This is a genomic window from Haloarcula sp. H-hyl6 (genome assembly GCF_056934455.1).
Genome location: NZ_JBRIIK010000003.1, coordinates 167,291 through 193,255, shown reverse-complemented (window position 1 = coordinate 193,255; position 25,965 = coordinate 167,291). Strand labels below are relative to the sequence as shown.

At 64.8% G+C, this 25,965-nt stretch carries 17 protein-coding genes; 6 read left to right on the top strand and 11 right to left on the bottom strand.

Annotated features, from left to right (window positions below):
- The first annotated feature begins 34 nt into the window (after positions 1-34).
- The gene (locus Hhyl6_RS19405) at positions 35-997 is read left to right on the top strand and encodes a glycosyltransferase family 2 protein (protein WP_483740902.1); all 963 of its coding nucleotides are present in this window, start codon (positions 35-37) and stop codon (positions 995-997) included.
- Between the two features lie 97 nt (positions 998-1,094).
- Here the strand turns inward: Hhyl6_RS19405 and Hhyl6_RS19400 are convergent, their stop codons facing one another.
- The 4 genes from Hhyl6_RS19400 to Hhyl6_RS19385 all read right to left on the bottom strand — a co-directional run bounded on the left by Hhyl6_RS19400 (position 1,095) and on the right by Hhyl6_RS19385 (position 14,683).
- The gene (locus Hhyl6_RS19400) at positions 1,095-3,641 is read right to left on the bottom strand and encodes a hypothetical protein (RefSeq protein WP_483740901.1); all 2,547 of its coding nucleotides are present in this window, start codon (positions 3,639-3,641) and stop codon (positions 1,095-1,097) included.
- A gap of 1 nt (position 3,642) precedes the next feature.
- Positions 3,643-5,466 carry a CARDB domain-containing protein gene (locus Hhyl6_RS19395; protein WP_483740900.1) on the bottom strand — a complete coding sequence of 608 codons (1,824 nt, stop codon included), beginning with the start codon at positions 5,464-5,466 and terminating at the stop codon, positions 3,643-3,645.
- Position 5,467: 1 nt separating this feature from the next.
- Complete coding sequence (locus Hhyl6_RS19390) at positions 5,468-7,567, bottom strand: PKD domain-containing protein (RefSeq protein WP_483740899.1); 2,100 nt, start codon at positions 7,565-7,567, stop codon at positions 5,468-5,470.
- A 126-nt stretch (positions 7,568-7,693) separates the two neighbouring features.
- Positions 7,694-14,683, bottom strand: a complete 6,990-nt coding sequence (locus Hhyl6_RS19385) for a malectin domain-containing carbohydrate-binding protein (protein WP_483740898.1) — start codon at positions 14,681-14,683, stop codon at positions 7,694-7,696.
- A 387-nt stretch (positions 14,684-15,070) separates the two neighbouring features.
- On the opposite strand from Hhyl6_RS19385, the gene Hhyl6_RS19380 reads away from it, so the two are divergent.
- Positions 15,071-15,751 (top strand): TIGR00266 family protein, encoded by a 681-nt coding sequence (locus tag Hhyl6_RS19380; protein WP_483740897.1) that lies wholly within the window; start codon positions 15,071-15,073, stop codon positions 15,749-15,751.
- Between the two features lie 527 nt (positions 15,752-16,278).
- Here Hhyl6_RS19380 and Hhyl6_RS19375 read toward each other — a convergent pair.
- From Hhyl6_RS19375 to Hhyl6_RS19365, 3 genes are all read right to left on the bottom strand, one after another.
- Complete coding sequence (locus Hhyl6_RS19375; protein WP_483741155.1) at positions 16,279-17,553, bottom strand: orc1/cdc6 family replication initiation protein; 1,275 nt, start codon at positions 17,551-17,553, stop codon at positions 16,279-16,281.
- Positions 17,554-18,584: 1,031 nt separating this feature from the next.
- Positions 18,585-19,880, bottom strand: coding sequence for a hypothetical protein (locus tag Hhyl6_RS19370; RefSeq protein ID WP_483740896.1), 1,296 nt, complete (start codon positions 19,878-19,880; stop codon positions 18,585-18,587).
- The gene (locus tag Hhyl6_RS19365) at positions 19,880-20,596 is read right to left on the bottom strand and encodes a hypothetical protein (RefSeq protein ID WP_483740895.1); all 717 of its coding nucleotides are present in this window, start codon (positions 20,594-20,596) and stop codon (positions 19,880-19,882) included. Before Hhyl6_RS19365 ends, Hhyl6_RS19370 begins: the two co-directional genes overlap by 1 nt.
- Positions 20,597-20,727: 131 nt before the next feature.
- Here Hhyl6_RS19365 and Hhyl6_RS19360 point away from each other — a divergent pair, with 131 nt between their 5' ends.
- The 4 genes from Hhyl6_RS19360 to Hhyl6_RS19345 all read left to right on the top strand — a co-directional run bounded on the left by Hhyl6_RS19360 (position 20,728) and on the right by Hhyl6_RS19345 (position 23,044).
- Positions 20,728-21,006 (top strand): hypothetical protein, encoded by a 279-nt coding sequence (locus Hhyl6_RS19360; RefSeq protein WP_483740894.1) that lies wholly within the window; start codon positions 20,728-20,730, stop codon positions 21,004-21,006.
- 675 nt (positions 21,007-21,681) lie between these two features.
- On the top strand, positions 21,682-22,065 hold the full coding sequence (locus Hhyl6_RS19355; protein WP_483740893.1) for an ACT domain-containing protein: 384 nt from the start codon (positions 21,682-21,684) through the stop codon (positions 22,063-22,065).
- Between the two features lie 154 nt (positions 22,066-22,219).
- Positions 22,220-22,642 carry an ester cyclase gene (locus Hhyl6_RS19350; protein WP_483740892.1) on the top strand — a complete coding sequence of 141 codons (423 nt, stop codon included), beginning with the start codon at positions 22,220-22,222 and terminating at the stop codon, positions 22,640-22,642.
- 90 nt (positions 22,643-22,732) lie between these two features.
- A complete protein-coding gene (locus tag Hhyl6_RS19345) occupies positions 22,733-23,044 on the top strand; it encodes a hypothetical protein (RefSeq protein ID WP_483740891.1) in 312 nt (103 codons plus the stop codon).
- A gap of 29 nt (positions 23,045-23,073) precedes the next feature.
- Here Hhyl6_RS19345 and Hhyl6_RS19340 read toward each other — a convergent pair whose 3' ends face one another.
- The 4 genes from Hhyl6_RS19340 to Hhyl6_RS19325 all read right to left on the bottom strand — a co-directional run bounded on the left by Hhyl6_RS19340 (position 23,074) and on the right by Hhyl6_RS19325 (position 25,937).
- Positions 23,074-23,874, bottom strand: a complete 801-nt coding sequence (locus tag Hhyl6_RS19340; RefSeq protein WP_483740890.1) for a hypothetical protein — start codon at positions 23,872-23,874, stop codon at positions 23,074-23,076.
- Between the two features lie 133 nt (positions 23,875-24,007).
- Positions 24,008-24,658 (bottom strand): DUF7344 domain-containing protein, encoded by a 651-nt coding sequence (locus Hhyl6_RS19335; protein WP_483740889.1) that lies wholly within the window; start codon positions 24,656-24,658, stop codon positions 24,008-24,010.
- Between the two features lie 204 nt (positions 24,659-24,862).
- On the bottom strand, positions 24,863-25,579 hold the full coding sequence (locus Hhyl6_RS19330) for a winged helix-turn-helix transcriptional regulator (protein ID WP_483740888.1): 717 nt from the start codon (positions 25,577-25,579) through the stop codon (positions 24,863-24,865).
- 127 nt (positions 25,580-25,706) lie between these two features.
- Positions 25,707-25,937 (bottom strand): HalOD1 output domain-containing protein, encoded by a 231-nt coding sequence (locus tag Hhyl6_RS19325; protein WP_483740887.1) that lies wholly within the window; start codon positions 25,935-25,937, stop codon positions 25,707-25,709.
- Positions 25,938-25,965: the final 28 nt, after the last annotated feature.

Below are 25,965 nucleotides of genomic sequence, written 5' to 3'. Positions count from 1 at the left end.
TAGCGAGTTCCGTCGGTGGACTACCCTATCGACGATGCCTCGTGAGCCGTCACACAGTGCCGACGTTTCGGTCGTGATTCCGGTGTACGAGGACCCGAGTGGAATTCGACGAACGCTCGAATCCGTAACGCGCCAGACTGCCTCACCGTCGACGTACGAGGTGCTCGTCGTCGACAATGGGTCCCCAGACGAGACTCCGACCGTCGTTCGGGAGTTCGAAACAGCAGCACCAGACCTCGTCACACTCGTCGTCGAAGACGAAGTACAAGGCTCGTACGCCGCACGGAACGCGGGAATCTCCCGGGCGACCGGAGACATCGTCGCATTCGTCGACGCGGACATGACTGTCGAACGGTCGTGGGTGGAGTCAGTCGTCGAGACGATGGGCGAAGACAAGGACTACGTTGGATTCGAGGTCGAACTGGTCGGTTCCCCGTCGAACTCGGTGGTCGACGCGTACAATCAGTTCGCCGAGTTTCCGGTCGAACGGTACCTGACAGAGAACGACTTTGCACCGACCTGTTGTCTCGCTGTTCGTCGGGAAGTATTCGAGACAGTCGGGACGTTCGACGACCGACTCTGTTCTTCGGGTGACGCCGAGTTCGGCAAACGCGTCCACGCAGCGGGGTTCGACCAACAGTACGAGCCGTCGGTGACGATGTACCACCCGACACGGTCGACCCGTGAGCTACTGAGCAAGTACTTCCGAATCGGCCGGGGACTCCATCAACGGGAGCGACACCATCCAGAACTGTTCGACCGTCGGCCGCTCTGGCATCCCAAACACCTCTTGCCGACAGTATCTCCCTCGCAGCTGCGCGATTCGGCACAGGAGGTACAGGCCGAGTCCGACGGTCCAGTCGGCTTCTACGAGCTACTCGTGTTTTATGTTCTCGACCACCTGATTCGGGTCGCGACATTCGCTGGCCGGATTTCCGAGCGGATGCAGAACCGAGAGGTGCAGGCCGAGACAACTCCTGTGGAAGAGTCGACGTGAATCGCCTCGGGGTCAAGCCCCGGGGCATTCTCCTATTCCGCTTGTAAAAATGCAAGCGGTACCGTTCTCGACCCGTTTCAAGCGGGTGAGACGGCAGTCACTCTTCGGGCAACTCGACAGTGATTGTGTGGGTGCCCGGGCCGAACGTATCAGTGGACGAATCGACGAGCACTTGTTCGTCGGCGATTTCCCGACTCCACTCTGCCTGCGGTTTCGAGTAGCTCACCAACGAGAGCTCGTGACTGCAGTCGTCAGCGACGGTGAACGTGATTGACGCCGTTCCGTCGTCGACGACGATGTTCTCGGCTTCGATACAGTTATTGGTCGTTTCGTTCAGCGTATCAGGGCTACCACGTCGCGTCACGGGGTCCTCCGAGCTTCCGTGAAGGTACTGGATGAGCCGTTCCTGGTCGCTGTAGAAGTTGTCGCTGTCCTCCGGACCGAGGTTCTCCAGCGGTTCGCCTTCCACGAAGTCGACCTGATAGAAGACGGTCTCCTCGTCCTCGGACGATTGCACGGTAATCGACGCGCCGTCCGTATCGGTTACAGTGTAGGAGTCACCGTCTTCGGTCCCCAGTGCCTCGACGCTCAGTTCGACGTCGCTGGACCCAGCGCCGTCGCCGCGGACGGTGACCGTCGCGATGGTCACGCGTCCGCTGTCGGACGTGTCCGCCAGTGCGGCCTCCACGTCGGCCCTCTCGTCGTCGATTGAGACCTCGGTCGTCTCCGAGGATGGGTCGCCTTCGACGCTCACGTCGGTTATCGAGGCGACGTCAGCGTCCCCGAGGCTGACGCTGAAGTCGTAGGCACCGACTCCGCCATCGGTGCTCTCGACGACAACGTCGTAGGTCGTCGTGTCGCCGGCCTCGACAGTCGCACTGCTCGGGGCCAACTGGACTGCAGTCTCCAAGTCCGGCGAAGGCTCGTCGGATGCCTCGATAGCGATGGTCGCCGTCGCGGAGTCGTCGTCGGTGAAGATACCGTGCTCGTAGTCGTCGACCTCGAGACCGGTGGTGTCCACTCCCTCGAACGTGACGGTCTCAGATTCGCCGCCGTCCAGTGCCAGTTCTTGCGAGGCGAGTGTCTCGTCGGACTGGAGCGTGCCGTCGCCGTCGAGGTCCAGACGGAACTCGACGTCCTGCGTGTCCTCTTCGTCACCGTCGTTGGTGACGTCCGCTGCCACGTCGATGGTGTCGCCCTGCGTCGCGCTGTCGGGCGCGTCGAGGTTCGACACCTCGAAGCTCGCAGGGTCCGGCTCAGGTTCGGGGTCTGGGTCAGGGTCCGGTTCGGGGTCGGGGTCTGGGTCCGGCGGCGCTTCGACGGTAATCGACGCGCCGGTCGTCTCCGTCACCGTGTAAGACTCGCCGGCTTCGGTACCGAGCGCGTCGACGCTCAGTCCGAGGTCGCTGGTCCCGACGCCACGGCTATCGACCGTCACCGTGGCGATGGTGACGCTCCCGCTGTCCGAGGTGTCCGCCAACGCGGCCATCACCTCGACGGACGATCCGTCGTTCGCGACGGAGACGTCCGTCGTCTGTGCGGACGGGTTCCCCTGTGGGCTGGCCGCCGTTACTCCGGCGACGTTCTCGTCGGCCACGCTGACCGTGAACTCGTAGGCGCCGACGCCACCGTCCGCGCCGTCCACGACCACGTCGTAGGTCGTCGACTCGCCGACGTCCGCCGTCGCGCTACCCGGCTCCAGTTGCACGCTCGTCTCGGGTGCCGACTCCGTCGGTTCCTCGATGGCTATCGTCGCCGTCGCGGAGTCGTCGTCGGTGAACACGCCGTGGTCGTACTCCTCGGCGTCGAGACCGCTCGTGTCGAGGCCGCTGAACGTGACGGTCGTACTCGCACCGCTGGCGAGCGTCACCTCCTGTGAGGTCAGTGCCTCACCGGCCTCCAGACTCCCGTCGCCGTCGAGGTCCAGACGGAACTCGACGGTCTGGGTGGCCTCTTCACCGCCCTCGTTGGTGACGGCCGCCGAGACGTCGATGGCGTCGCCCTGCGTCGCGCTGTCGGGCGCGTCGAGGTTCGACACCTCGAAGCTCGCCGGGTCCGGCTCAGGTTCGGGTTCCGGGGGTGCCTCGACGGTCACCGACGCACCGCTCGTCTCCGTCACGGTGTATGATTCGCCGGCTTCGGTACCCAGCGCGTCGACGCTCAGTCCGAGGTCGCTGGTCCCCGCGGCGTCACCGCGGACGGTGACCGTCGCGATGGTCACACTCCCACTATCGGACGTGTCCGCCAGCGCGGCTTTGACCTCGGCCGACGAGCCGTCACCGGCGATAGCGACGTCGGTCGTCTGTGCGGCCGGGTCGCCGCCGACGGCGACGTCCGTTATCGAGGCGACGCTCGGGTCGCCCACGCTGACCGTGAACTCGTAGGCGCCGACGCCGCCCGCGGCGTTGTCGACCACCACGTCGTACGTCGTCGTGTCGCCTGCCTCGACGGTGCCGCTGCTGGGCTGGAGACTCACCGCCGTCCCCGGCCGCTCCTGCTGTTGTGCCGACGGGATTTGTAGCCCACCGGCGGGACCGACGCCGACCGCGGCGCCGCCGATGCCGACCGTTGCGACGAGCGCCGCCACGACGAGGACGACGGCGCTTTTCGTCTCCAGTACTGCGGGGATACCCGTCACCCGCACGCTAGCTCACCTCCGTGAACAGTTTCTGCACGTCGACCACGTCGACGGTACCGTCGCCGTTGAAGTCGAAGTTCTCGGGGTTGTCTTGGATGGTCGCCTCCTCGAGGTTGGCGAACAACGCCTGCACGTCGACCACGTCGACCACGCCGTCACCGTTGACGTCCTCGTAGAGGCCGTCACCGTCGGGGTCGGCCGGCGCGTTCGCGAAGTCGCCTATCGGCGGCAGACTCGCGTCTTCGACGGTGAGCGTCGCCGTCGCGGAATCGTCATCGGTGAACACCCCGTGGGTGTACGTCCCGGGTTCGAGGCCGCTGGTGTCGACGTCCTCGAAGGTCACGGTCGTCGACGCACCGGCGTCGAGCGTCACGTCCTGACTCGCCACCGTCGCCCCGTCGACGCGGAACTCGACGGTCTGCGTGGCGGCCTGTTCGCCCGTGTTCTCGACTGTCGCGGAGACGTCGATGGCCTCGCCCTGCGTGACCGTCACGTCGGTCGGGCTCAGGTTCGACACCTCGAAGGTCGCGGGTTCCGGCGGCGCTTCGACACTCACGGACGCCCCGTCCGTGCCAGTCACGTCGTAGCCGGTGCCGTCCTCGTCGAAGACCAGCACCCCGTCGTTGCCGTCGGAAGGCGCGAGGCTGAGCCCGGCGATCCCGGCGCTCTCGCCCTGCACGGTCACTTCGGCTATCGTGACGCTACCGGTGTCGGCCGTGTCGCGGAACGCGTACTCGACGTCGACCAACGACCCGTCGTCGGCGACGCTGACTTCGGAGTTCCCCGCCCCGAGGACCGTTGCACTCGTGATGGTGGCGACGCTCGTGTCGTCGACAGTCACGGCGAACTCGGCGGCACCGACGCCGCCGTCGGCGCTCTCCACGACCACGTCGTAGGTGACTGCCTGCCCGGTCGTGACCGTCTGGTCCGCGGGCTGGAGGCTCACCGCCGTCTCGGGGGTCGGTTCCGGTGCCTCCTCGATGGTTATCTCTGCCATCGCGGCGTCGTCGGCTGTAGCGACGCCGTGGGTGAGCGTCTCAGTCGGGAGCCCACTCGTATCGACGTCGGTGAACTCGACGGTGGTCGAGGCCCCGGCGTCCAACTGCACGTCCTGCGTGGCGACGGCGCTCTCGTCGGCTATCGAACCGTCGCCGTCGGTGTCGACGCGGAACTCGACGGCCTTCGTGGCGGCTTCCCCGCCCGTGTTCTCGACGTCGGCCGAGACGTCGATGGCGTCGCCCTGCGTCGCGCTGTCGGGCGCGTCGAGGTTCGACACCTCGAAGCTCGCCGGGTCGGGTTCCGGCTGGTCACCGACGACGGTCAGCGTGGCGTCGTTCGTCCCGGTGACGTCGTAGCCGGTGCCGTCCTCGTCGAAGACCAGCACTCCGTCGTTGCCCGCCGACGGCGCGAGACCGACCGAGGTACTGCCGTCGCTGACGCCCTGCACCGTCACTTCGACGACGGTGACGCTTCCGGTGTCGGCCGTGTCGCGGAACGCGTACTCGACGTCGGCGGACGACCCGTCGGCCGCGACGTCGACGCTGGTCGCGCCGGAGCCGAGTACCTCGACGTCGGTAATCGTCGCGACGCTGTCGTCGACCACCACACTGAACTCTCCGGCGCCGACTCCACCCTGCGCGTCGTCCACGACGACCTCGTAGGTGGTGCTCTGGCCGACGTCGACGCTCGACTCGGCGGGAGCGATGCTTACCGTGGTAGCCCCGGCGGCCGCCGCCAACGGGGCCGCGGCGGGGACGACCAACAACAGCGCGACGAGGGCGACGAGCCCACGTCGTCCGCGTCGGTCGAGAGTGAGGTGGCCGAGGGACATCTTACGCGGTCACCTCGCTGAACAGGGCCTGCGCGTCCCCGACGTTGACCACGCCGTCGCCGTTGAAGTCGTAGGACGAGGCGTAGTCCTGCACTGCGGTGGAGTCGCGGTTGCTGAACAGCGCCTGTGCGTCGCCGACGTTCGTGCTGCCGTCGCCGTTGACGTCCTCGTAGAGGCCGTCGTCGTCCGGGTCACCGGGGAGCAGTCCGTCGCCGTTGACGTCCGGTGGCGTGAACTCTATCTCGGCCGTCGAACTGTCTGCGGCGGTGAACACGCCGTGCTGGCGCGGGCCGAGTTCGGCGTCACTGGGCACGGAGATGGTGAACGTCACCTCGTCCGTGGCCCCGGCGGCTATCGTCTCCTGTTTGGTCACGATAGTCTCCATGTCACCGTCGCCGTCCGCATCGATGCGGAACTCGACCGGCTGAGTGCTCTCGACGCTCCCGTCGTTGGTGACGTTCGCCGTGACCGTGACAGTGCTCCCGACGGCTGCTTTGTCGGGTGCGCTGAGGTCGCTGACGAGGAACTGCACCGCCTCCACGTCGAGGGTTGCCCCGTTCGTACCGGTCACGTCGTAGCCCTGCCCTTCTTCGTCGAAGACCAGTACTTCGGTGTTGTCGTCGGTCGGTTCGACCGAGAGGTTGGCGGTACCCGCGTCGACGCCTTGGACGGTGACCGTCGCGACGGTGACGCTGCCAGTGTCGGCAGTGTCGGCGAAGGCGTACTCGACGTCGACCCACGACCCGTCGGCGGCGACCTCTATCTCCTCGGTCGCGCCGTCGTCCGCGACGTCTGCACCGGTAATCTCGGCGGTGCTCGTGTCGTCGATGGCGACGCGCAGTTCGGCGGCACCGACGCCGCCGTCGGCGTTGTCCACGACCACGTCGTACGTCGTGCCGAGACCGACAGCAGTCGTCTGGTCAGTCGGCTGGAGGCTCACCGTCGTCTCCTTCGCCGGTTCAGACGGCTCCTCGATGGTTATCTGAGCGGTCGCGCTGTCGTCGGGCGTGACGACCCCGTGAGTGTAGGTCCCAGCGGCGATGCCGGCGGTGTCCACGTCGAACTCCACGGTCGTCGAGGCGTCGGCGTCTAGCTGCACGTCCTGCGATGCGACGGCGCTCTCGTCGGCTATCGAGTCGTCACCGTCGGTGTCGAGTCGGAACTCGACGGTCTTGGTCGCAGACTGCCCGCCCTCGTTGGTGACGTCGGCCGAGACGTTGACGACGTCGCCTTGCGTCGCGGTGGCGGGCGCCTGCAGGTTCGACACCTGGAAGTTCGCGGCTTCCGGCGGCTGGACGGTGACGTTCACGAGGTCCGAGTCGGACGCGCCGTCGTCGTCGGTGACGGTCAGTTCGAAGGTCAGCGTCGTCTCGCTGTCGACGTCTGGCGCGGTGAACGTCGGCGTGGCCGTGTCCGCGCCGCTCAGCGTGACCCCGCTACTGGTCGTCTCCGTCCACGAGTAGTTCAGGGTTCCGTCGGGGTCGACCGAGTTGGTGCCGTCGAGCGTGACGCTGTCGCCCGCGGTGACCGTCTGGTCGACGCCCGCGTCCGCGGTCGGTGGGGTGTTGACCTCTTCGACGGTCAGCGTCGCACTCCCGACCGTGTCCAGCGTGTAGCCGGCCCCGTTCTCGTCGAAGACGACGAGGTTGCCGGTCTCACTATTCGGGACGACGTTCACGTTCGTCGAGCCTTCCGCTGCGCCCTGCAGCGTCACCTCGACCATGGTGACCGCGCCGGTGTCGGGGCTGTCGGCGAAGGCGTACTTGACGTCCGCCGCCGCCCCGCCACCGGTGATGTTGTTGTCTGTACTGCCCGGTGTGTGCAGGACCGTCACGTCGGTGATAGTCGCGACGCCGGGGTCACTCAGTTCGACGCCGAGTTCCGCGGCACCGACGCCGCCGTCGGCGTTCGCGACACCTATCTGGACGGTGGTGGTCTCGTCCGGGGCAATCGTGTTGTCGCTGTCTGTAATCGATACCGTCAGGTCCGTCGTCGTCGCCGCGCTAGCGAGGCCGGCAGTCGTCCCGAGGACGACGAAGGCCGCTAGCAGCAGGCTGAGGACCTGTGACCGCGATGGATTCGTGAGTCCGCTTGATGTCATTGTGTCGGTTTTCGCGTCGTTTCGTTCCGGAGTCGATGCGTGATTTCGTGGTGCGTGTGGGATGCCGACCCGGCGGAGACGGTCTGCCTCTGGAGTGGTGCCGGGTCTGGGTGGAGCCGAGGCTGATCAGGCCTCCAGTCCGTTGGCGAACAGCGCCTGCGCGTCGCCGACGTTCACCGACCCGTCGTCGTTGAAGTCGAACGCGTCGGGGTTGTCCTGCACCTCGGGGTCGTTGGTGTTCGCGAACAGCGCCTGCGCGTCACCGACGTTCACCGCGCCGTCGCCGTTGACGTCCTCGTACTTGCCGTCGCCGTCCGGGTCGGTCGGCGCGTTCTCGAAGTCGCCGATGGGGCCGGGACCTTCGTCGATCTGCTCGATGGTCATGGCGCTGAGCTTCGCGTTGTCGTTGATGGCGTCGAACTCGACGGTGAGTTCGCCGTCGGTCACCTCGACGGTGTACGTCTTCGACGTCGCGTTCAGCGGCCCGACCTCGGAGTAGATGTCGTAGGCCGTCAGTTTCTGGTCACCCTCGACGGTGGCGTTGAACAACCGGTCGTTCTCGTTGGTGCCGTCGGTCGGTCCGGAGGAGTCCGGCGAGTCGGTGTCAGCGACGCCCTGGAAGATCTCGGCGAACTGCAGGGTGACCTCGTAGGTGCCGTTCTCGACGCCGACGGTGTAGCTGAACGGGTCGCCGTACCGTTCGGTCTGGTACAGCGTGTCGTCCTCGGTGTCACCGATGTCCTGAGTCGTGCTGTACGTCGACCCGCTGGTGAAGTTCGTGTCGGCTTGATAGGTCGTGCCGTCCGTGGCGGTGTAGGACCCGCCGCCGGCGTTGACCGCGAACACGACCGTGCCGTCCTGGTCGGGTTCGTCGACGTACACCGCGAACGACTCGCTCGCCGTGTCGTTGCCGTCGTCGGCGGTCACCGTCAGGTCGTAGGTGCCGACCGTGTCGGCGCCGGGTGCGATGACGACCGTACCGTTCTGGTCGTCGACGCTCGCGAACGGCGCGCCACTGACCGAGAGGTCGAGCGCGTCGCCGTCGGCGTCCGAAGCCGGCACGTCGACGGTGAGCGACTCACCTTCGGCGACGCCCTTGTCGGTGATGCTGTCTATCGTCGGCGCGGTGTTGGCCTGCGCCTCGGAGAGTTCGAGCACGACGTAGTCTGAGGTCGGCCCCGTGTCGCCGTTCGGTTCCTCGACGTGTGCGACGAAGTAGTTCAGACCGCCCTCATCGGTGGAGTTCGTCAGGGAGACGTCCACCGTGGCCGCGCCAGTCGAGTCGGTCGTCGCCGAGTAGTACTGGACGTCGACCGCCTTGTTGGCCTCGTAGTCTTCGATTTCGTACGGGTCGGGGACATTCGAGAGGTTCAGTTCGCCCTCGATGCGGAGCAGGGTTACGTCCGCGTTCGCAGGCGCACCCGCGATGGTCACCGTCTGGTTCGCGTCGGTGACCGTCGCGGCGGAGTGCCGGTCGGACATCGCAATCGGGGACAGCGAGACGTTATCGACGCCGATGGCCGGTTTGGTCTCGTCGGTGTCGTTCAACACCGTCGCTTCCGATCCGCCAGCGCTGCCGTCACCGACCAGCGTCGCCTCGTACATCCCGGTCGACTCTGCACCGACCGAGACGGTACCGCCGGACAGCTCCAGTCCGGAGACCGGACCCGCGGCCTGGGAGCCGAGGTCCGTGCTACTGATGCTCGTCGGGTCGTTGTCGACCGAGAACGTCATCGTCTCGCTCGGTTCGAAGCCCGAGAGCGTGACGACCAGACTGTCGTAGCCCGCGCTGTTGTTCTCTCCGTTGTGGAAGTTCGCGTACTCGACGTTCTCGACGGTGACGTCGCCGCTGTCGAGGGTGAACTCCTTGCCGACGTCGTCGCCGGCGGTGTTGAACGGGTCGAACACCATGTCCGGGAGGACCGTGTCGTTCAGGTCCACACGGAGCGTCGTGATGTTCGTGTCACCGGTGTTGGTGACCTGATACGATCCGGCGCCGTAGGTGCTCGCCTCGATGCCGCTGTTCGGCGTCAGCGCCACGCTGGCGCTGGTGTTGCCGGCGACTGCGGCTTCCTCGTACTCCAGCGCCACCGTCTGCGAGACGGCGCCGTTCGAGGCAGGTCCGTCCTGCACGGCCGCCTGGTAGTAGTTCAGGTTCGTCGTGTCGAGCGTGACCGGGACCGTAGCCTGGCCGTTGGAGTCGAGCGTGACCGTCTGGTTGCTGACGACTTCGGCGTTGTCGGCCTCGTAGGCGTCGATGTCGTAGCCGTCCGACGGTGGTTCGCTCGCCTCGATAGTGAGCAGGTTCACGGTCGCGCCCGCGGGGCCGCTCACGGTGAGGTTCTGCTGCTGGTCGCTGACCGTCGCGGCCTCGTGGGCCGGGAAGTCGGTCGCGCCGAGCGTGACCCCCTCGACACCGAGCGTGGGTGCGGCAGAGGCCCCGCTGTTGACGTTGGCTTGCGATCCGCCTGCGGAGCCGTCGGTGTAGAGGTCGTTCGAGACCGTGGCGCTACTCGAAGTGACCGTGACCGCGGAGCCCGAGAGTTCGAGACCGGAGACCGACCCGGCGCCGCCGGTCGTGGAGGCGCCCTTGATGGTCGTCGGGTCGATATCCGTCGAGAACGTCACCGTCTCGCCTGGCTCGAAGTCGGTGAACTCCAGCGTCAGCACGTCGTAGCCTTCCTCGTCGTCGACGCCGTTGTGCGGCTGGCTGAACACCTCGCTGCTGTCCGTGGTGACGACGCCGACGCCGTCACCGGACTCGCTGTCGATGGCGACGCCCTTCGAGGTCGTGTCACCGGCGGTGCCGTTGGGGTCGAACACCGCGTCGGGGATGGCGCTCTCGCTCAGGTCTATCTGGACCGAGGAGAGGTTCTCCTCGCCGGTGTTCGTGACGCTGAACGACCCGCCGGAGTAGGTGCTCGCGTCGACGCCACCGTTCTCGGTGACGGTCAGGTCGGCACTGGTCGCGGAGGGCGGCACGTCGCCGACCCGCACGACCTTCACTGCGCCAATCTTCGCGTTGTCGACCTCTGCGACGAAGTCGACGTTCAGTTCGCCGTCGGTGACGACGACTGTGTAGGTTTTGTCGGTCGCGTTGTACTGTCCGGCCTCAGCGAAGATGTCGTAGTCGTTCAGGACTTGCTCGCCCTCGAGGTAGACGTCGAAGATGCGAGCGTCCTCGGACTCCTGGAACAGTTCGGCGAACTTCAGGGTCACCTCGTAGGTGCCGTCCTGGACCGGTGCCGAGATGTTCGGCGCCGCTGGGGCACCGCTGCTGCTCCCACCGCCGTACAGTTCCGTCTGGTACAGCGGATCGTCGTCGGTGTTCGTTATCTCGTTGGAGGTCGAGAAGTCGGTCCCGCCGGTGAACACGCTCGTCTCCGAACTGGCGAGGTACTCCGTGCCGTCGCTGGCGGTGTAGTTGCTCCCGCCCGCGTTGACGGCCAGAACGACGTCTCCAGCCGTAGTGTCCTGCACGGTCACGTTGACCACGTCGGTGTCGGACGCCTCGCCATCAGAGACGTTCACCTCGAAGGTCAGCGTCGTCTCGCTGTCGACCTCCGGTGCGGTGAACGAGGGCGTGGCGGTGTCCTGGACGTCGAACTGGACGTCGGGACCGGCCAGTTGCGTCCACGAGTAGCCGAGTTGGTCGCCGTCCGGGTCGCTCGAACCGGTCGCGTCGAGGGTGACCGTCGTGTTCTCCTCGACCGTCTGGTCGTCGCCGGCGTCGGCGATCGGAGACGAGTTGGTGTCCTCGGCCGTCGACGTCACGTTCAGGTCGTTCCACGTGACCGAGAACTGTTCGTCGCCCTGGTAGGACGTCGAGATGACGCCCACCGCGAGGCCGTTACCGTCGGACGTGTTGAGCCACTCCGCGGGCATGGCGGTCGTTCCGACCATCGTCCGCGGCCCGTCGTCGATGGTGTAGTAGCCGGTGACGTTGACTTCGTCGACGGAGTTGCCGGGGTTCGGGTCCGTCGTCGGGTCGACGACGAGTTCGAGTCGCGTCGTCGTCCCCGGTCCAGTGAACTCGTCGGAGACGTTCGGGTTGGCGACGTCGAGGTTCGTTCCGCTAGTCTCGCCGAACAACTGGACGCCGTACTCACCGCTCGTCCCACCGCCGAAGCCGTTGACCGTTAGCTTGCGGTAGTTGTCCTGGTCACCGGTTCCGATGAAGATACCCGCCGCCTCGTACTGGTCCGGGTCGTCGGTGAATCCGGTCACCGTCGTGTCGACGACGAACTCCTCTTCGGGCGGGTTGACGCCGAACTGGTAGGCGTGCTGCTGGTCGTTGTTGGTCGCGTCACCGGTCTTGACCGCTTCGACGGTCAGGGCCGGGTTCGCGCCGCCGAAGATGGTGTCTTCGGGGATATAGAGGTCCTGATAGTCCGTACTGCCGTCCTCGGGAATCATCAGGCCCGTGAACCCGACGCCTTCGAGGCTGTCGTTGACCGACGCGCGGACGAACGTGCGCTCGACGGGGAGCGTCGTGGTGAGGCCGTTGTCGGGGTCGACGGCGAACTCGTCGTTCACGTCGTCGATGCCGTCGTTGTCGTCGTCGGGGTCGTTGACGTTGGACGTCCCGTCGTCGTCGTAGTCCGGCGGCGTCGAACTGGCCGAACACGGGTCGCTCCCGGCGTCCAGTTCGTCCGCGTTGTCGTACCCGTCACCGTCTTCGTCGATGGTCGGGTCGTCGTCGCCCGTACAGGTCGTGCCACCGTCGTCGGACGTGTTGTAGTCGTTCGGTTCGTAGGCGCTGATGGCACCGCCGAACTCCGCGACGAAGATGGTCCCCGGGAAGGGTCCGTCGTCGCCCACGGCGTCCACGTCGAGCGGGGTGTTACCCGGCGAGAACTGCGCGTTCGGCTCGGTCGAGATGTCGGTGCCGTCCGAGGTCAGCTGAATCCGGTAGACGTTCCCGTCGAAGGCGGCCGTCAACAGGTCGCCCTGCATCTTGCCGTCGAAGTTCGACGCGGTGTACTCGTCCATCCCGTTGGTCGAGGCACCGTTCTCCCAGAGCGCACCGTCGCCCTCTGCAGAGGGTTGGTAGTCACACTCGTTGGAGCCGTCGTAGCCGTCGTAGACGGCGCCAGCGGTACTCCCTATCTGCTGTGGGTCGCTGGAAGTCTCCTCCCACAGTCCGGCACCGTCGGGGTTTGCTCGCGTCGGGTTCGGGTGCCCGCCGTAGAACCCCTCGGTGACGTAGTGGAGGTTGTCGCCGTTGCTCTCGTCCCCGTTCTCGTTGGGTTCGTTGGTACAGACCGGGTCAGTCCCTTCACCAATCGGGACTCCGCCCCAGCCACCGTTCGGTCCGTTGTCTATCGTGTAGACCTGTCCGTCGACGGTCCGTTCGACGTCGTAGGGGTTCCGGTACCCCGGCGAGTAGACGCTGACCGGGCCTCCCTGGACGAGTTTTGCCATGTTCTCGCCGTCCTGCCCACCGAAGGGCGTCGCCGTGCCGTTCAGCGTCGGCAGGTCGTAGAGATATTCGGCGTCGGTGTTGGCCGCGCTCTTCTCCGCGTACTGGTTGTTTATCTGGGTGAGGTTGATCTGCAGGATGGCCGCCGAGAGCGCGTACTCAGGGGTGTACGCGAAGTTGTTCGACGGGGCACCCTGATTGGTGTGGCCGCCCTGTGCCAGTAGGAGGTACTCGTTGCCGTTCTGGGTGTAGTACTGGACGCCGTTGGTGGCGTGGTTCTCCTCCGAGCGCGGCAGTCCGCGCACCATCATGTCGTGCTCCCAGCTCCCGTCGCTCTGCTGGGTCAGTCGCGACACGACACCGGAGTTCGTGTCGAGTCCGGTCTCGTCCCCACCGCCGCCACCGCCGACGCGTGGGTCGCTGGACGTGACGTAGATGACCGGCTGGTCTGCCGTTCCCGTCACGGTCAGCCCAGTGACCTCGCGACTGTCGACGCCGGACTGGTAATTGCCCTGGTCGTCGTGGTTGGGGAGGGTCTTGACAGTCGTCAGCTCCTCTTCGAGGGTCGCATCGTAACTGTCCTCGCCGGTTCTGGTGACGTTGAATATCTTGATGGCCCCGAACCGCTGGGACACGTAGAGCCGGCCGTCCGGGCCGAACTCTATCGACGTCGGACTGCTCACCTGCGAGGTGACCGTGTCTTTCGCACCGAACCCGACCGTCGCCGTGCTCTGGCCGTTCCCGCTGAGACCGACCGTCAGCGGCGAGGTCGTGTTCGTCGCGTTGTGGGTGGCCTCCAGCGAGGCGCTCTTGGTGCCAGTGCTCGACGGAGCGAAGGTCACGTTGACCGTCGTCGACTCCCCGGGAGCGAGTGTCGTGCTCCCGGAGAAGTCCTGACTGAACGCGGTCGCGTTCGCGCCGGTGATGTCGACGCTGTCGACCGAGATGGTCTGGTCACCGGTATCACCCTGGTTCGTCAAGGTGACGGTCTCCGTCGCCGAGTCGCCGACCACGACGTCACCGTAGTCCACCGAGGACGGAGTGGCACTCAGTTCGCCAGGTGCGGGCTCCGTCGAGACGATTTCGATGGCGTTGATTTGCGGGTTCTCCGTGACGTGTGCGAAGTCGACGTCGATGGTCCCGTCACTGGTGACCGTGAAGGACTTCATCGCGCCGGTGTCGTCGCCGTACTCTTCGATGATGTCGAAGTTCTCGACCGTCTGGTCCTCGACGCTGATGTCGAACACCCGGTCGCCGACGGAACTCGTCCCGGAGTAGCCGTCGTAGAAGTACAGGCGAACTTCGACCTGCTCTCCCTGTTGCACCGAGAACTCGTACTGCATCTCGTCCCCGGAGTCCGGGTCCCAGCGCTCTGTCTCCCAAATCTGACTTGGGGTCCCGCTGGGGACCGAGCTATCTATCGAACTCGGCTGGCCGTGTGAAGACGTCTCATCGCCTCCTGCGACCAGATAGTCCGTCAGCGGATCCCACTGGTCACCGTTCGAGGCAGTGAAGCCCCCGCCCGCGTTCGCTTGGTACAGCGGCGTGGTGTCTGCGGACACCTGATACGTGGTCGGTGCCGTCCCCTGTGTGGTCACGAACGCGCCGGCGGTGCCGCCGGCGACTATCGACAATACTGTGAGAACTGATAACGTGATTGCAAGTGATTTTCGCTTGAGACTTCTGTCTGGCATCGGAGGAACTCTCGAATGTTAGCTATCTTAGAATATGCCGCCTGAAAACCACTCAGCGTCCCGTTTCTCACGGTTATAGGCCTTCTAAAATCCGGTCGTAGTTCTGTCTCCCCTACTCTCGCGTAGCGAAACCGCCGGCTTACGGGCCTGTTACCCAGTTCGAAATAGCACCTCACCACCACTTTCACCCAGCTGCCTTTTGGTTAGCTACCAGTCTGTCACCATCCTCCGAGTAGAGGACCTACGCTTTTGGCACCGATAAGACCGCGTGACGCGGGTGTGAACGATCAATCTCCAAATTAGTCCAGACCCCGTACCCGATTCCACAGTAACTCCGAGCGTGCCAGCAGCGCCACGGCTATATATCACTTGAGCGAACAGTACTCCATGGAGTTCGATATTACACACAAACCGTCGTACGCCCAGTTGAACCTCTCACTCGAACCGGGTGAGGCAATCAGGGCCGAGGGCGGTGCGATGGTCAGCCACACGGCCGGAATCGAGGTGGAGACGAAGGCCGAGGGTGGCTTGCTGAAGTCGCTCTCCCGGTCGGTGCTGGGTGGCGAGTCGTTCTTCATGAACACGTTCACTGCATCGCAGGCCAGCGAACTCCGACTCGCACCGGCCCTGTCCGGCGACATACAGCACCACGAACTGAACGACGAGACCCTGTACGTCCAGTCCACGTCGTTCATCGCGTCGGACCCCGCTATCGACGTCGACACGAAGTTCGGTGGCGGGAAGACGTTCTTCGGCGGTGAAGGGCTCTTCCTCCTGAAACTGTCCGGTACCGGCCCGGCGTTCATCTCGAGTTACGGCGCCATCGACGAACTCACCGTCGAACCGGGCGAGTCCGTCGTCGTTGACACGGGTCACATCGTCGCCTTCGAAGAGTCACTGGACTTCGACGTGCGGAAGGTGGGCGGCCTCAAGTCGACGCTGTTCAGCGGGGAAGGCCTGGTCTGTGAGTTCACCGGCGAGGGAACCGTGTGGACGCAGACGCGAAGCCCCGACGCCTTCCTCTCGTGGCTCATCCCGAAGTTGCCCAGTGGGAACGGTAGTCAGTAAGGACGCTGGGGTCTCGATGTCGAGGCCGACCCACACCCCTCTGTCGAAGTGTTTCGGTGGCCGACTACGTCAGTGTACCTGCTAACCAACAGTGGGTCGGTATACCGCCCTATGTTGGTTAGCTCGGCGTAGCGGTAAGTGTGTCTTCCGGACCCTGCTGTCGGAACTCGGGTCGACAATCCTACGCTGTCTCGTGGACGCGTCCCGCACGAACACATCGATACAGGTGTGTCTGTTCTGGAAGAGTGGAGTCGGCCGGAACACTTCGATAGAGGGGTGTGTCCGCCGTCACGACGGGTCGACGGCCGCCGTTCGTCGCCCTCGTTCTGTCAATCATGATGGAGGACTTGCAATTCGCGAAGTCCAAATACCGACTACTACAACGCTTGTGGCGGCTGTTTACACTTCGATAGAGGGGTGTCCGCCAGGGTGTGCTGCCGAGCATGGACGTACACGTGGGCCCCGGGGCCAGCCAAAGAACACTTCGATAGAGGCGTCTCCCCCGCCCGCCGCTTCGACTGCTCCTCTCAGCCCTCGTTCCGAATCTGAGCCTTTACGACGGACTGGACTTCGTCCGGGGAGACCATCTCGATGCGGGAGTCCTCGCGGAGCGTCTCCAGAATCGTCTCCGGGGATTCGCCGAACTGGAACTCGAGGAACATCCCCGAACTGGGGCCGTGACTGCGGCGCTCGAAGTCGACGAGCGAGTACGTCGTCAGTTCCTTCATCTTGTTCACGTACGTCTCCTGGTGGTACTGGTCGGCGTCGATAGAGTCCGTCAGGAACTGGTACACCTTGTACCCCGTCGTGCTTCGTGCCGCGCCGTCGTTCGACTCGGCGGCGACGGCGGCCGTCGCGTACAGACAGAGTTTCTTCTGGGTGCTGATGCCGCGGACGACTTCGAGGACGCGGTTCTTCTCGACCTTGTCCTGTGCTTCGCGGACGTGAGACTCGTTCACTCGCTTGTCGCCCTCTCGCTCGGCGAGTTCGCCGGCGACGCGCATCAGGTCGATGGCCTTCCGAGCGTCGCCGTGGGTCTGTGCGGCGAACGCCGCCGCGAGCGGAATGACGTCGTCGTCGAGGACGTCCTCGTAGAAGGCGTCCTGCCGGCGGCGGAGAATCGCCTGCAACTGGTTGGCGTCGTAGTCTCCGAAGTGGACGTCTTCCGGAGTGAACGAACTGAGAGCGCGGCTTCCGACCGACTCCATCATCTTCGTGTCGTTCGAGATGGCTACGACAGAGATGAACGTCTCCAGGTCCCCGTCAGCGCCCGCCCGCGAGAGTTGATAGAGGAGGCGCGAGAAGGCGGGGTATTGCTTGTCCCGTCGGCCCACGAGCATGTCGAGTTCGTCGAGGACGAACACCAACGAGTCGAAGTTCTCGTCGACGATGCGGAACAGTTCGTCCCACTTCTCCTTCGTCGCGACGCCGTGTTTCGGTACTTCGACGGGGACGCCGGCCTCGTCGGCGGCCCGGGAGACGAGTTCGTAGACGGCGACGCCTAGGGTGTCGAGGTCTTGGCAGTTGACTTCGATAGTGCCGAAGCGGATGTCCCGAGCCTCACAGATTTGGCTGATGTTCTTACACACCGCCTTGGTGATGAGAGACTTGCCGGTCCCCGAGGGGCCGTACAGAAAGAGGTTCGGCGGCCGGTTGTCGCCCAGTGCCACCCGGAGCATCTTCGTGACTTCTTGTAACTGCTCGTCGCGCCCGACGATGCGGTCCTCTTCGACGACGTAGTTCGGGTCCAGTAGAGTCCGTTCCCGAATCAACCCCTCCTGTTCGTCGAACTCGAGGAGCATCTCCTCGATAGACTGCGACCCCGAACCGTCCGCGTCCGCCTCTCGGTCGGGCGGCGGCGATGCGGAGTCCTGACCGTCGACACTTGGGTCCGCGCCGTCCGATGACTCCTGCCGGTCGGTGGAGCGGTCGGAGTCGTCGGTGTCCATGCAAGAACCAGACGGTGACCAGACAAAAGTGTTACCCACCTCTATCGATGTGTGTCTCTCTGTTCGAGGGGTTCTCGGTGGATTTTTCCGGCGTTCGGAGCACTCAGTTCAGACGGAACCGCGAACGACTGACGAAGTGTTCGTGACGACTGCCACGTGGCGTACAGGACTGATCCCGCCGTGACAGACACACCCCTCTATCGATGTGTTCAGGGGAAGGGATGAGGGGGCCCATCGAGGAACCATCTGACTCGAACGGCAAGGAACGAAACGCAGTCAGAGATGCCCCAGGCCGAAGAATCCGTTCCGTGCACCGTGAGCGGACACTCTAGCCGTGCTGTATTCCTGTCCGTTCTCCTCTTCTTCTCTCTTCTTCTAGTCTAGCTAGTACTAGAGACACAGACACACCTCTATCGAAGTGTTCGAAGTGTCGGTAGGGACCCGTCGTTCGTCCCACGCTGCACCGTTCGTCGATTGTGGCTCTCGCCGCTCTCAACACCCCAGTCACACCCTCTACCGGGTATTGACTGACGTTTCCCTCGCTCCTGTTAGTTCTGCCCCTCGCTCGTCCCGAGTGCCTGCCGAGTCACCCACGTTTGGAACACATCGATAGAGGGGTGTGTCTGTTCCGACCCCTCTCTGTCCGCTGGGCTCTCCCCGGTTCGCTGCACTTTTCGGGCGTCGGACACGTGCTCGACGAGCGGTGGAACACTTCGATAGAGGTGTGTGTCCTCCGGGCTACGTACCGCTGTGTACCCCTCTTGGAAGGGTACAATTCGTCCGTCGATGTATCGCCGGTCGACGGACTGACGACGACGAATGGCACAGGGGGATGCCGACAGGTTCCACCGCCGCTCAGAACACTCGAAACAGGGGGTGGTCGCTCACGCCGCGGTCAACGCTTCGAGTGTCTGTCGACACGCCGCCGGCGTCGCTCGGGCGACGCTCGTCGCGACGACGTAGCCCGTAATCGTTCGGTCGAGTTGGTCGAGTCGGACGTCACCGCGGTACCGGGTGAACTCCCAATCGGTGCTCGCGATGAGTGCCACTGCGTCGACGGCCACAGTTCTCGCGATGCCCGGCGCGGGACTCTCGTCGAGGGCCGTCTCGACGGCGTCGAGCGCGTCGCTCCGGTACCGACGGACGTCGTCGGCGCTCTCGACCCGGAACTGCTCCCCGTCGTCGATGCGGTCTCGCACTCGGGCCAGCGCCCTGAACGTCGCCAGTCGGTCGGTCGCGTCGACGACTACACTGGCGGGTCCTGCCCCGTCCGAGACGCGGTCGGCCCCGCTTTCTGCCCTCCACCGGAGTTCGTCGAGGATTTCCATCGCCGGCGTCCAGTCGTCGCCGTTCTGTTGGGGCGGGAGCGACGACTGCCGTGACCGCACGTCGCCGAGTAGCGCGTCGGCGGCCCCCGTCAGCGTCTCCTCGACCGTCCCCACGTCAGCGGGAAGCGAGTCGGCGAACCGCTCGTCGAGGTGTCGGGCGTCGGCCAAGAGAGCTCGCGTGGACTCTGCCCGTTCGCCCCACTCGGCGACTCCGAGAAGCGTCTGGTCGCCGCCGTGTGAGGTGTGTACGGGGTCGTCCGTCGTCGCTCGCCGGAGTGCTGTTTCGATGCGGGCGTGGACCAACGTGGCGGTGACTGGGTCGCGCCCGAGGTACTCCCGGTCCGACCGAAACGACGCCGCCCGTGAGGCGGCACGCTGTTGCTCCGCTTTGACGTCTTCGAGCGTCTGTCCCGCGTCAGCGACGGCCCACCCGGTGGCGGCGTATCGCGCCCGTTCCCGGGCCTCTCGGAGCGATTGGAGCGAGACGTACTGCGTCTCCGCGCTGAGTGCTTCGTCGAGCGCTGTCGTCGCGTCCGCGGCCGCGTCCACGAGGTGTTGGCGCACGTGGCCGTTCGGAATCGCTTCGGGTCCCAGCGGGGTCGGCAGTGTCGAGAGCAAGGAGGTGACCCGGTCTCGGACGCTAGCGAGGTATGCGGGGTCGATTTCGACGGGGACGCTCGGTTTGACGACCTGCTCCGGGTCCTCGCCGCGGTCGAAATCCGGCAGCCGGTAGCTGCTGACTGTCTCGCGGCTCTCACCGGAGAGACTGTCGAACGCGCCACACCCGGCGAGAGCGCTCGACCCGAGCAAGGTCAGTAGCCCGCGTCGGGTGACGCCCTTCTCGCCACCCATCACTGTTCACCTCCCGTTTCGTCGGTATCAGAGGGACCGTCCGTTCGGACCACTTCAGTCCGGCCGCTTTCCTCTCCCGCGGCCATCTCGGGACCGCTGTCGCAGCGACCGGACCCGATGGAAGAACCGTGGCTGTTCACCGACTCCGCGTCGAGGGCGTCTGGAATCCGTATCAGGCGCGATTCGAACACTCGGGCGTCGACCGAACATCGCTCGTCGTACGGTCGGATAGTCCGGGCGTAGTCCGTCTCGACGTGGTCGGGTCGCCACGAGATGCGGCAGAGTTCGAGGCGGAAACACGACTCGACTGCCGTCGTTTCGAGGTACATCGTCTGGCTGTCGAAGTCTGTCTCGGACAGGAACGAGGCGGCGCGGTCGGCACCGTCGACGTCCGCAAACTGGACTCCGTCGGCCCGGGATTGGCTGTCGAGGAGAGTTCTGGGGGTTCGGAACGGCCGGTCATCCCCGCGGGCCGTCGGCTCGTCGGTCTGGTCGCCGTCGGTCAACCACATCGGTGGCCGTTCGCCGTCCGACCGGAGGGTGACGAGTTCGGGGTCGGACTCGGAGCCGGACCCGGGGTCGTCGATACTGTCTGGGCGGGCGGTACTCGTCGGGGTTGGGGTGCCGTTCGTGTCGACTAGTCTGCCACATCCGGCGAGTGCGACGACCAGTCCCGCGACTCCGTGGAGGAGGCGGCGGCGTGTTGGAGGGACCATCTTCGTCTGACCGTCCGTATTCAACTGGTAAATCCTTCGTGGGTTTCCCGCTCCCTCGTTGTGGCCCTGTGCCCGCGACGACCGACGTGAAAACCAGAAGCTACACGTCGACCTACACGCTCCATCCACCCATGTCACCGACCGTCGACGACCTGCGCAACGAGATTCGACTGGCCGTGGGCCGCTACGAGCGCGTCGAATCGACGGCGTTCACGAAGGAAGCGCTCGCGGCGATTTGCGAGGCCGTGGGCCACGACGTCGACTCGACCCGACTCCCGCCGAAACCGGAGATGCGAGCGGCGATTCTGCGCGAAATCGGTCGACTCGACGCGGGCGACGCTGACCGCACCGACCGTGCTTTCCGGAAAGCCGACCTGACGGCTATCGCCGACGCGGTTCGGACCGAGTAAGACTCCCGCGCGCCGTGGATGGGAAACGTGTCACCTTTTCGCGGGCTTCAGAGCGGATGCCCCGACGGCTACCGTCTGACAGTTTGTGAAGTAATCCGTGTTTCCGTCCGTGCGTCTCGGCTACCATCCGAAAATGGAACTGAGTTTTTTGTGGTAGCTATACTTGCAGGTGAACACCGGAAGAGTCGGCTCTACGATGCGTTGGTAGAATCTACCGACGACAGCCTGTAGCGACTCGGCCGACGGCCGCTCGCTCCCCCGGACGGCGGCCGCCGACCAGTCCCTATTCGCCCCTTTCGAACCCCATCCGAACGCCGCGGCGAGACCTCGACTGGCGGACTCCTGTCGCTTCCGCCGAGGTGGGCATGTCGAGGTCCGTTAGTGAGTACTGCTTGATTGGTTGATATGTTTCCGGTTCGAGTCACCCTTGCCGGTTTCAGCGATACGTACTGTCGCGTCGTACTGTTCGCTCGACGTGGGGTCCGTGCGACCGGTGGAGAAGCGGGTCCCGTTCCCATCGAGGGGATGTGGGATGGGTGAGCGTGTGTGGCTACAGCGGGGACCGGGACCCGTTCGAGGGTACCCTGTCCGGGTCGGAAAACCCTGTTGATTCAGGCCGTCGTCGTCAGTACCCCGGGGGGCGTGCTTTTCCGGTCCCGGCCCCTCGGCCCGCGCATGGACCCGAAATCGGTTCTCGATGGGTGTACGGTCACGGTGGCGGACCCGACGTACGCCGTCTGCCGGACGGACCGGCCGGCGACCGACGCGTTCGCGACTGTCACCGACGAGAGCGAGACGACGGTCGTCGTGGAGGGGGACAGTCCGGCCGTCGAGGATGCCACCGACGTCGAACGCGGGTGGCGACGGCTCACGTTCGAGGCGGACCTCCCGTTCGAACTGGTCGGCTTTCTGTCTACGGTCACGACAGCGCTCGCGGACGCGGACGTCGCCGTGTTCGCGTTATCCTCGTACTCGACCGACCACGTCTTGGTCGGGGACGATGACCTAGGCGCGGCGGTCGAGACGCTCGAAGCGTTGGGGTGTGACGTACGTCGGTAACCCAATCTCCGGGCCTGAGACTGGTCCGTGACCGACAGCACCCGGCATGTGATAACCCTTAACACGACGCTTAGCGAAGTTCCACGCGAACGTTCCAGAGTACCGAGGGACTGCAGGGTGAGGTGGTTCGGACGTTCACCACGGAGGGGTATCTATGGCCACAGCCACACGCGACGCGGAACAGCTCATGAACGACTACGTCGCCATCTACAACGAGCAGGCCTACGAGAAGATTCAGGACGTCGTTGCCGAGTCGATAACCGTCCACGACCCCGGTGTACCGGACGCCGTGGAGGGGCGGGACGCCTTCGAAGCGTACGTCCGCGAACTCCACACAGGGTTCCCGGACTTCCACGTGACCGTCAACGACATGCTCGCGGGGGACGGCGTGATGATGCTCGATTGGACGGTGACGGGCACGCACGACGGGCCGTTCAACGACGTCGAACCGACCGGAAACGAGATGCGTCTGGACGGCATGGACAAGATTCGGTTCGCAGATGGGATGATTCAGTCGCATCGCGTCTTCTACAACTTGCAGGACTTGCTCGAACAGGTCGGCCCGACTACCGAGTGACCGGTCGCTCGGTGCTTTTCTTTCGGCACCCGGACCGACGAGACTGTCCCGGAACCGAACGGCTATGTCCGTCTGGCCCGGCGTTCGGCTATGCCCGACGACGCGGCCACGTCGACGGACCTTCGTGACACCCTCCGGACGGTGGTGACGGAAACCGCCCTCCACAGCGAGTGGACTCTCGAACCGACGACCGACGGGTACGAACTGACGCTCCCTGACCGCGTGGTCCGCGTCCGAGCGCGGGACGGCCCCGACGACGCCGTCCACTGGACGCTCTCGTTGCTGGCGGACGGCGCCATCGTGAGCAAGTTCGGTCCGTTCGAGACGACGGCCAGCCTGTGTGCCAAAGTGGGTGCGCTACTCGACGGTGACGTCCACTACTCGGTCTGTTGTGACGGGTAGGCACGACGAGGTTGCCGCCGCCGGCCGGTTTACCGTTTCGCGACTCGTCTGTTCGCGGCCGCCGGCCGCTCGTACACCGCCCCACAGGAGACACACTCCCAGACGTACGCACCGAGGTACCTGAACGCGGCCTGTCCGGTTCGGGAGTCGTCACACTGCGAGCAGGACGTGGGACAGGACTTCGACGCGTTGCCGGCTGACCCGGCCGTCGGTGCCTCGTCACTAATCGAACTCAAGATTTCACGCCGCTCGGAGGCGGTCAGTTTCGCACCGAGTCCCTTGACGACGGTGCCCAACGCGTCGGCATTCGCTTCGAGTCGGTCGTGAACCGACGAACTGACCGTCGAATCGAGTCGTATCTCGGTCAGTTTCCGCGTGTGTTCGTAGTACTGGGACAGCGCGACGGTGTACACAGCGATTCGGGCCTGACCGAGGACCACGTCACGAAGTTGCTGTCTATCTATCGGCTCCGACAGGTGAGCGTTCGCCGCCGGTAGGGTATTGAACACGGGCAAGTGACTAGACGTGGCAAACACGATACGACTCTGTGGGGCCGTCGTGTTCAATAGCTCGTCAATCTGCTCGCGGAGTTCTGTCGAGAGTTCGTGCCGAACGATTGCGACGGCGGTAGTCTCCCCAGTGACGTGGTTTGCATCGCTACACGAGGTCGGGGTATGGACCGTGACGACGTCAGATAGCCACTTCTCGTAGAGTTCCCGCCGAATAGATTCGTCGAAGATTACGACCGACGGCGAGTCGATAATCGGATGCAGCGAGGGATTGCCGTTCGATGCTGACGGTGCCTCTTGATGGCGAGTTGCTTCTGACATCCCATTCCCCCAATAGTTGTGCGTTTTTTGTTATCTGATATATAGCTTGACCCGTGAGTACAGGGTATGATAATCGGACACACGCGCCGCAATCAGAGCTGGTACTCGGAACTGTGAGTTGAATCCAGCGGAATCACGGGGCCCGCGTCTCGCTGACCCAGTGGTTCGCCGCCAGGAGGGTGAAGACGCTCGCCACAGCGACGCCGACGTTCGCCTGCGACAGCGGCCACCCGGACAGCAGTCCGCTCGCCAGTGACGCGAGCACGGCGAGACAGCCACCGGAGGTGTAGAGATACCGGGTCTGCCACTTCGAACCGCGCTCGCCGCCCGTTTCGACGGCCGACGGTCGTTCGTCGGCGGGGACCGTGTCGTCGGATTCCACGGCCAGTAACGACGGGTCTCCGTCGAGGAATCCGTCGAACTGTGCGGTGTGTTCGGTCGTCTCGACGTCGCCGCGGCTCTGGTCGTAGTCGATGATGTCGGCCCTGTCCATCTTCGGGAGGTGCGACTGATAGAGCGCGATGTAGACCCGCTGACGCTGTTGTGACCGGAGGTTCTCGACGGTCGTGTCGTGTTCGAGCGCGGCGATGTGCTCGACGATGTCGCGCATCTCCGCCCGGCCGCCACACTCCTGTAGGTACTTGAGTACGAGTCGCCGACGACGACACTGCAACATGTGGAAGACGTCGTCTCGAGATAGTTCTCCGTCTGCAGTCTGGTCGGTCACCTCCTCACCGGGGTCGTCTCCGCCCGCTTCTGGACCTTTGGGACTCCCACGTACCATCTCAGTGTCCCCGGCTTCTTCGAGACCCGCCGACGGGAACGTGCCGCTTACACGTCCGAGAGCCAGTCCTAGAACTGCATCGGCGTCGCCTCGCCGAGACGCACGTCGCCCGTCCCGGGGTCGTTACTGATGTGTGTGCTGTAGTCATCGCACTCGAGGGTCTCGGGCTGATAAAAAAGACGTTCTGACGGCTGTCTCTAGCCGTCAGTCCTCGGCAGTCGCGTAGGACTCGGAAACGTCGGCCGTCACCGCGTTGACGACCGTACGCCCGTCTTCCTCGCGAGTGACGAGGCCGTCGTCCGCGAGCCGCTGGAGGTGATACGAGAGTGTCCCCTCGGTCAAGCCGAGGCGGTCGGCTAGCTCGGAACCGGTCGCGGGTCCCGCTCGGTCGAGCGAGACGAGGATGGCACGTCGAGTGCCGTCCTCGACGTCCATCTGCGACACGGTGATATCGAGGCCAGTCGGTGTGAGCCGGCTCCTACCGCGTTCGGTCGACCGCTCGACGAATCCGGCGTCGACCAGCACTCGGACGTGGTACCGAACGGTCGACACGTTGGTGTCGGTCCGGCGAGCCAGTTCCGCGACGTACACGCCGGGGTCCTCCGAGATGACGTCGTAGAGTTCCTGCCGGGTGTCGTGACCCAGCGGGTTGACGTCACCGAACCGGGAGTTGCCCACTACCAGCGTGCCAGTGGACAGGCGGGTGGCTGCCGCCGACGTCACGAGGTCCGAGTACGCGGTCCGTAGTGCGGAGCCAGCGATGCCGTGGTCGATGCTCTCCGTCGAGTGGACCGTCGTTTGTCGTGGCCGGTCGTCCGAGACGGCCGCTGACGGAGCGGTTGCCGCAGCGGCGACGGGCGTGACCGTCACGACGCCGAGTGCCACGAGGACGACGAGTATCGTCCAAGGCCGTGTACTCATTCTGTTACCTCCGGTAGGTGCCTTCTCGACGCACGCCTGTGGCACCTAGGGACCCGTCTCGGTAACGGCTCATAGCTGTTGCGAGAAGAACGAAGAGGGGGCCCGAAGCGACACCCGACGCTCCGGGCTAGTGCAGGAGTTCACCCTTCTGAATGTCGACGACAACGGACTCGTCTTTGGTGATGGACACCGTGTACTCATCGACCGCCAGTGAGACGTGTACCGACTCACTCCCCTGCAAGAGCTGTTCCAGGGCGTCCAGGTCGACGTACTCGTGTAAGACGAAGTCCAACTCCCGCGGCTCTACGCCCTCTGCTGCGGCGAGACACTCGAGTATCCTGACTGTGATACTCTCCACGGTGCAAAGCAGTCAGTATCCCGCAACT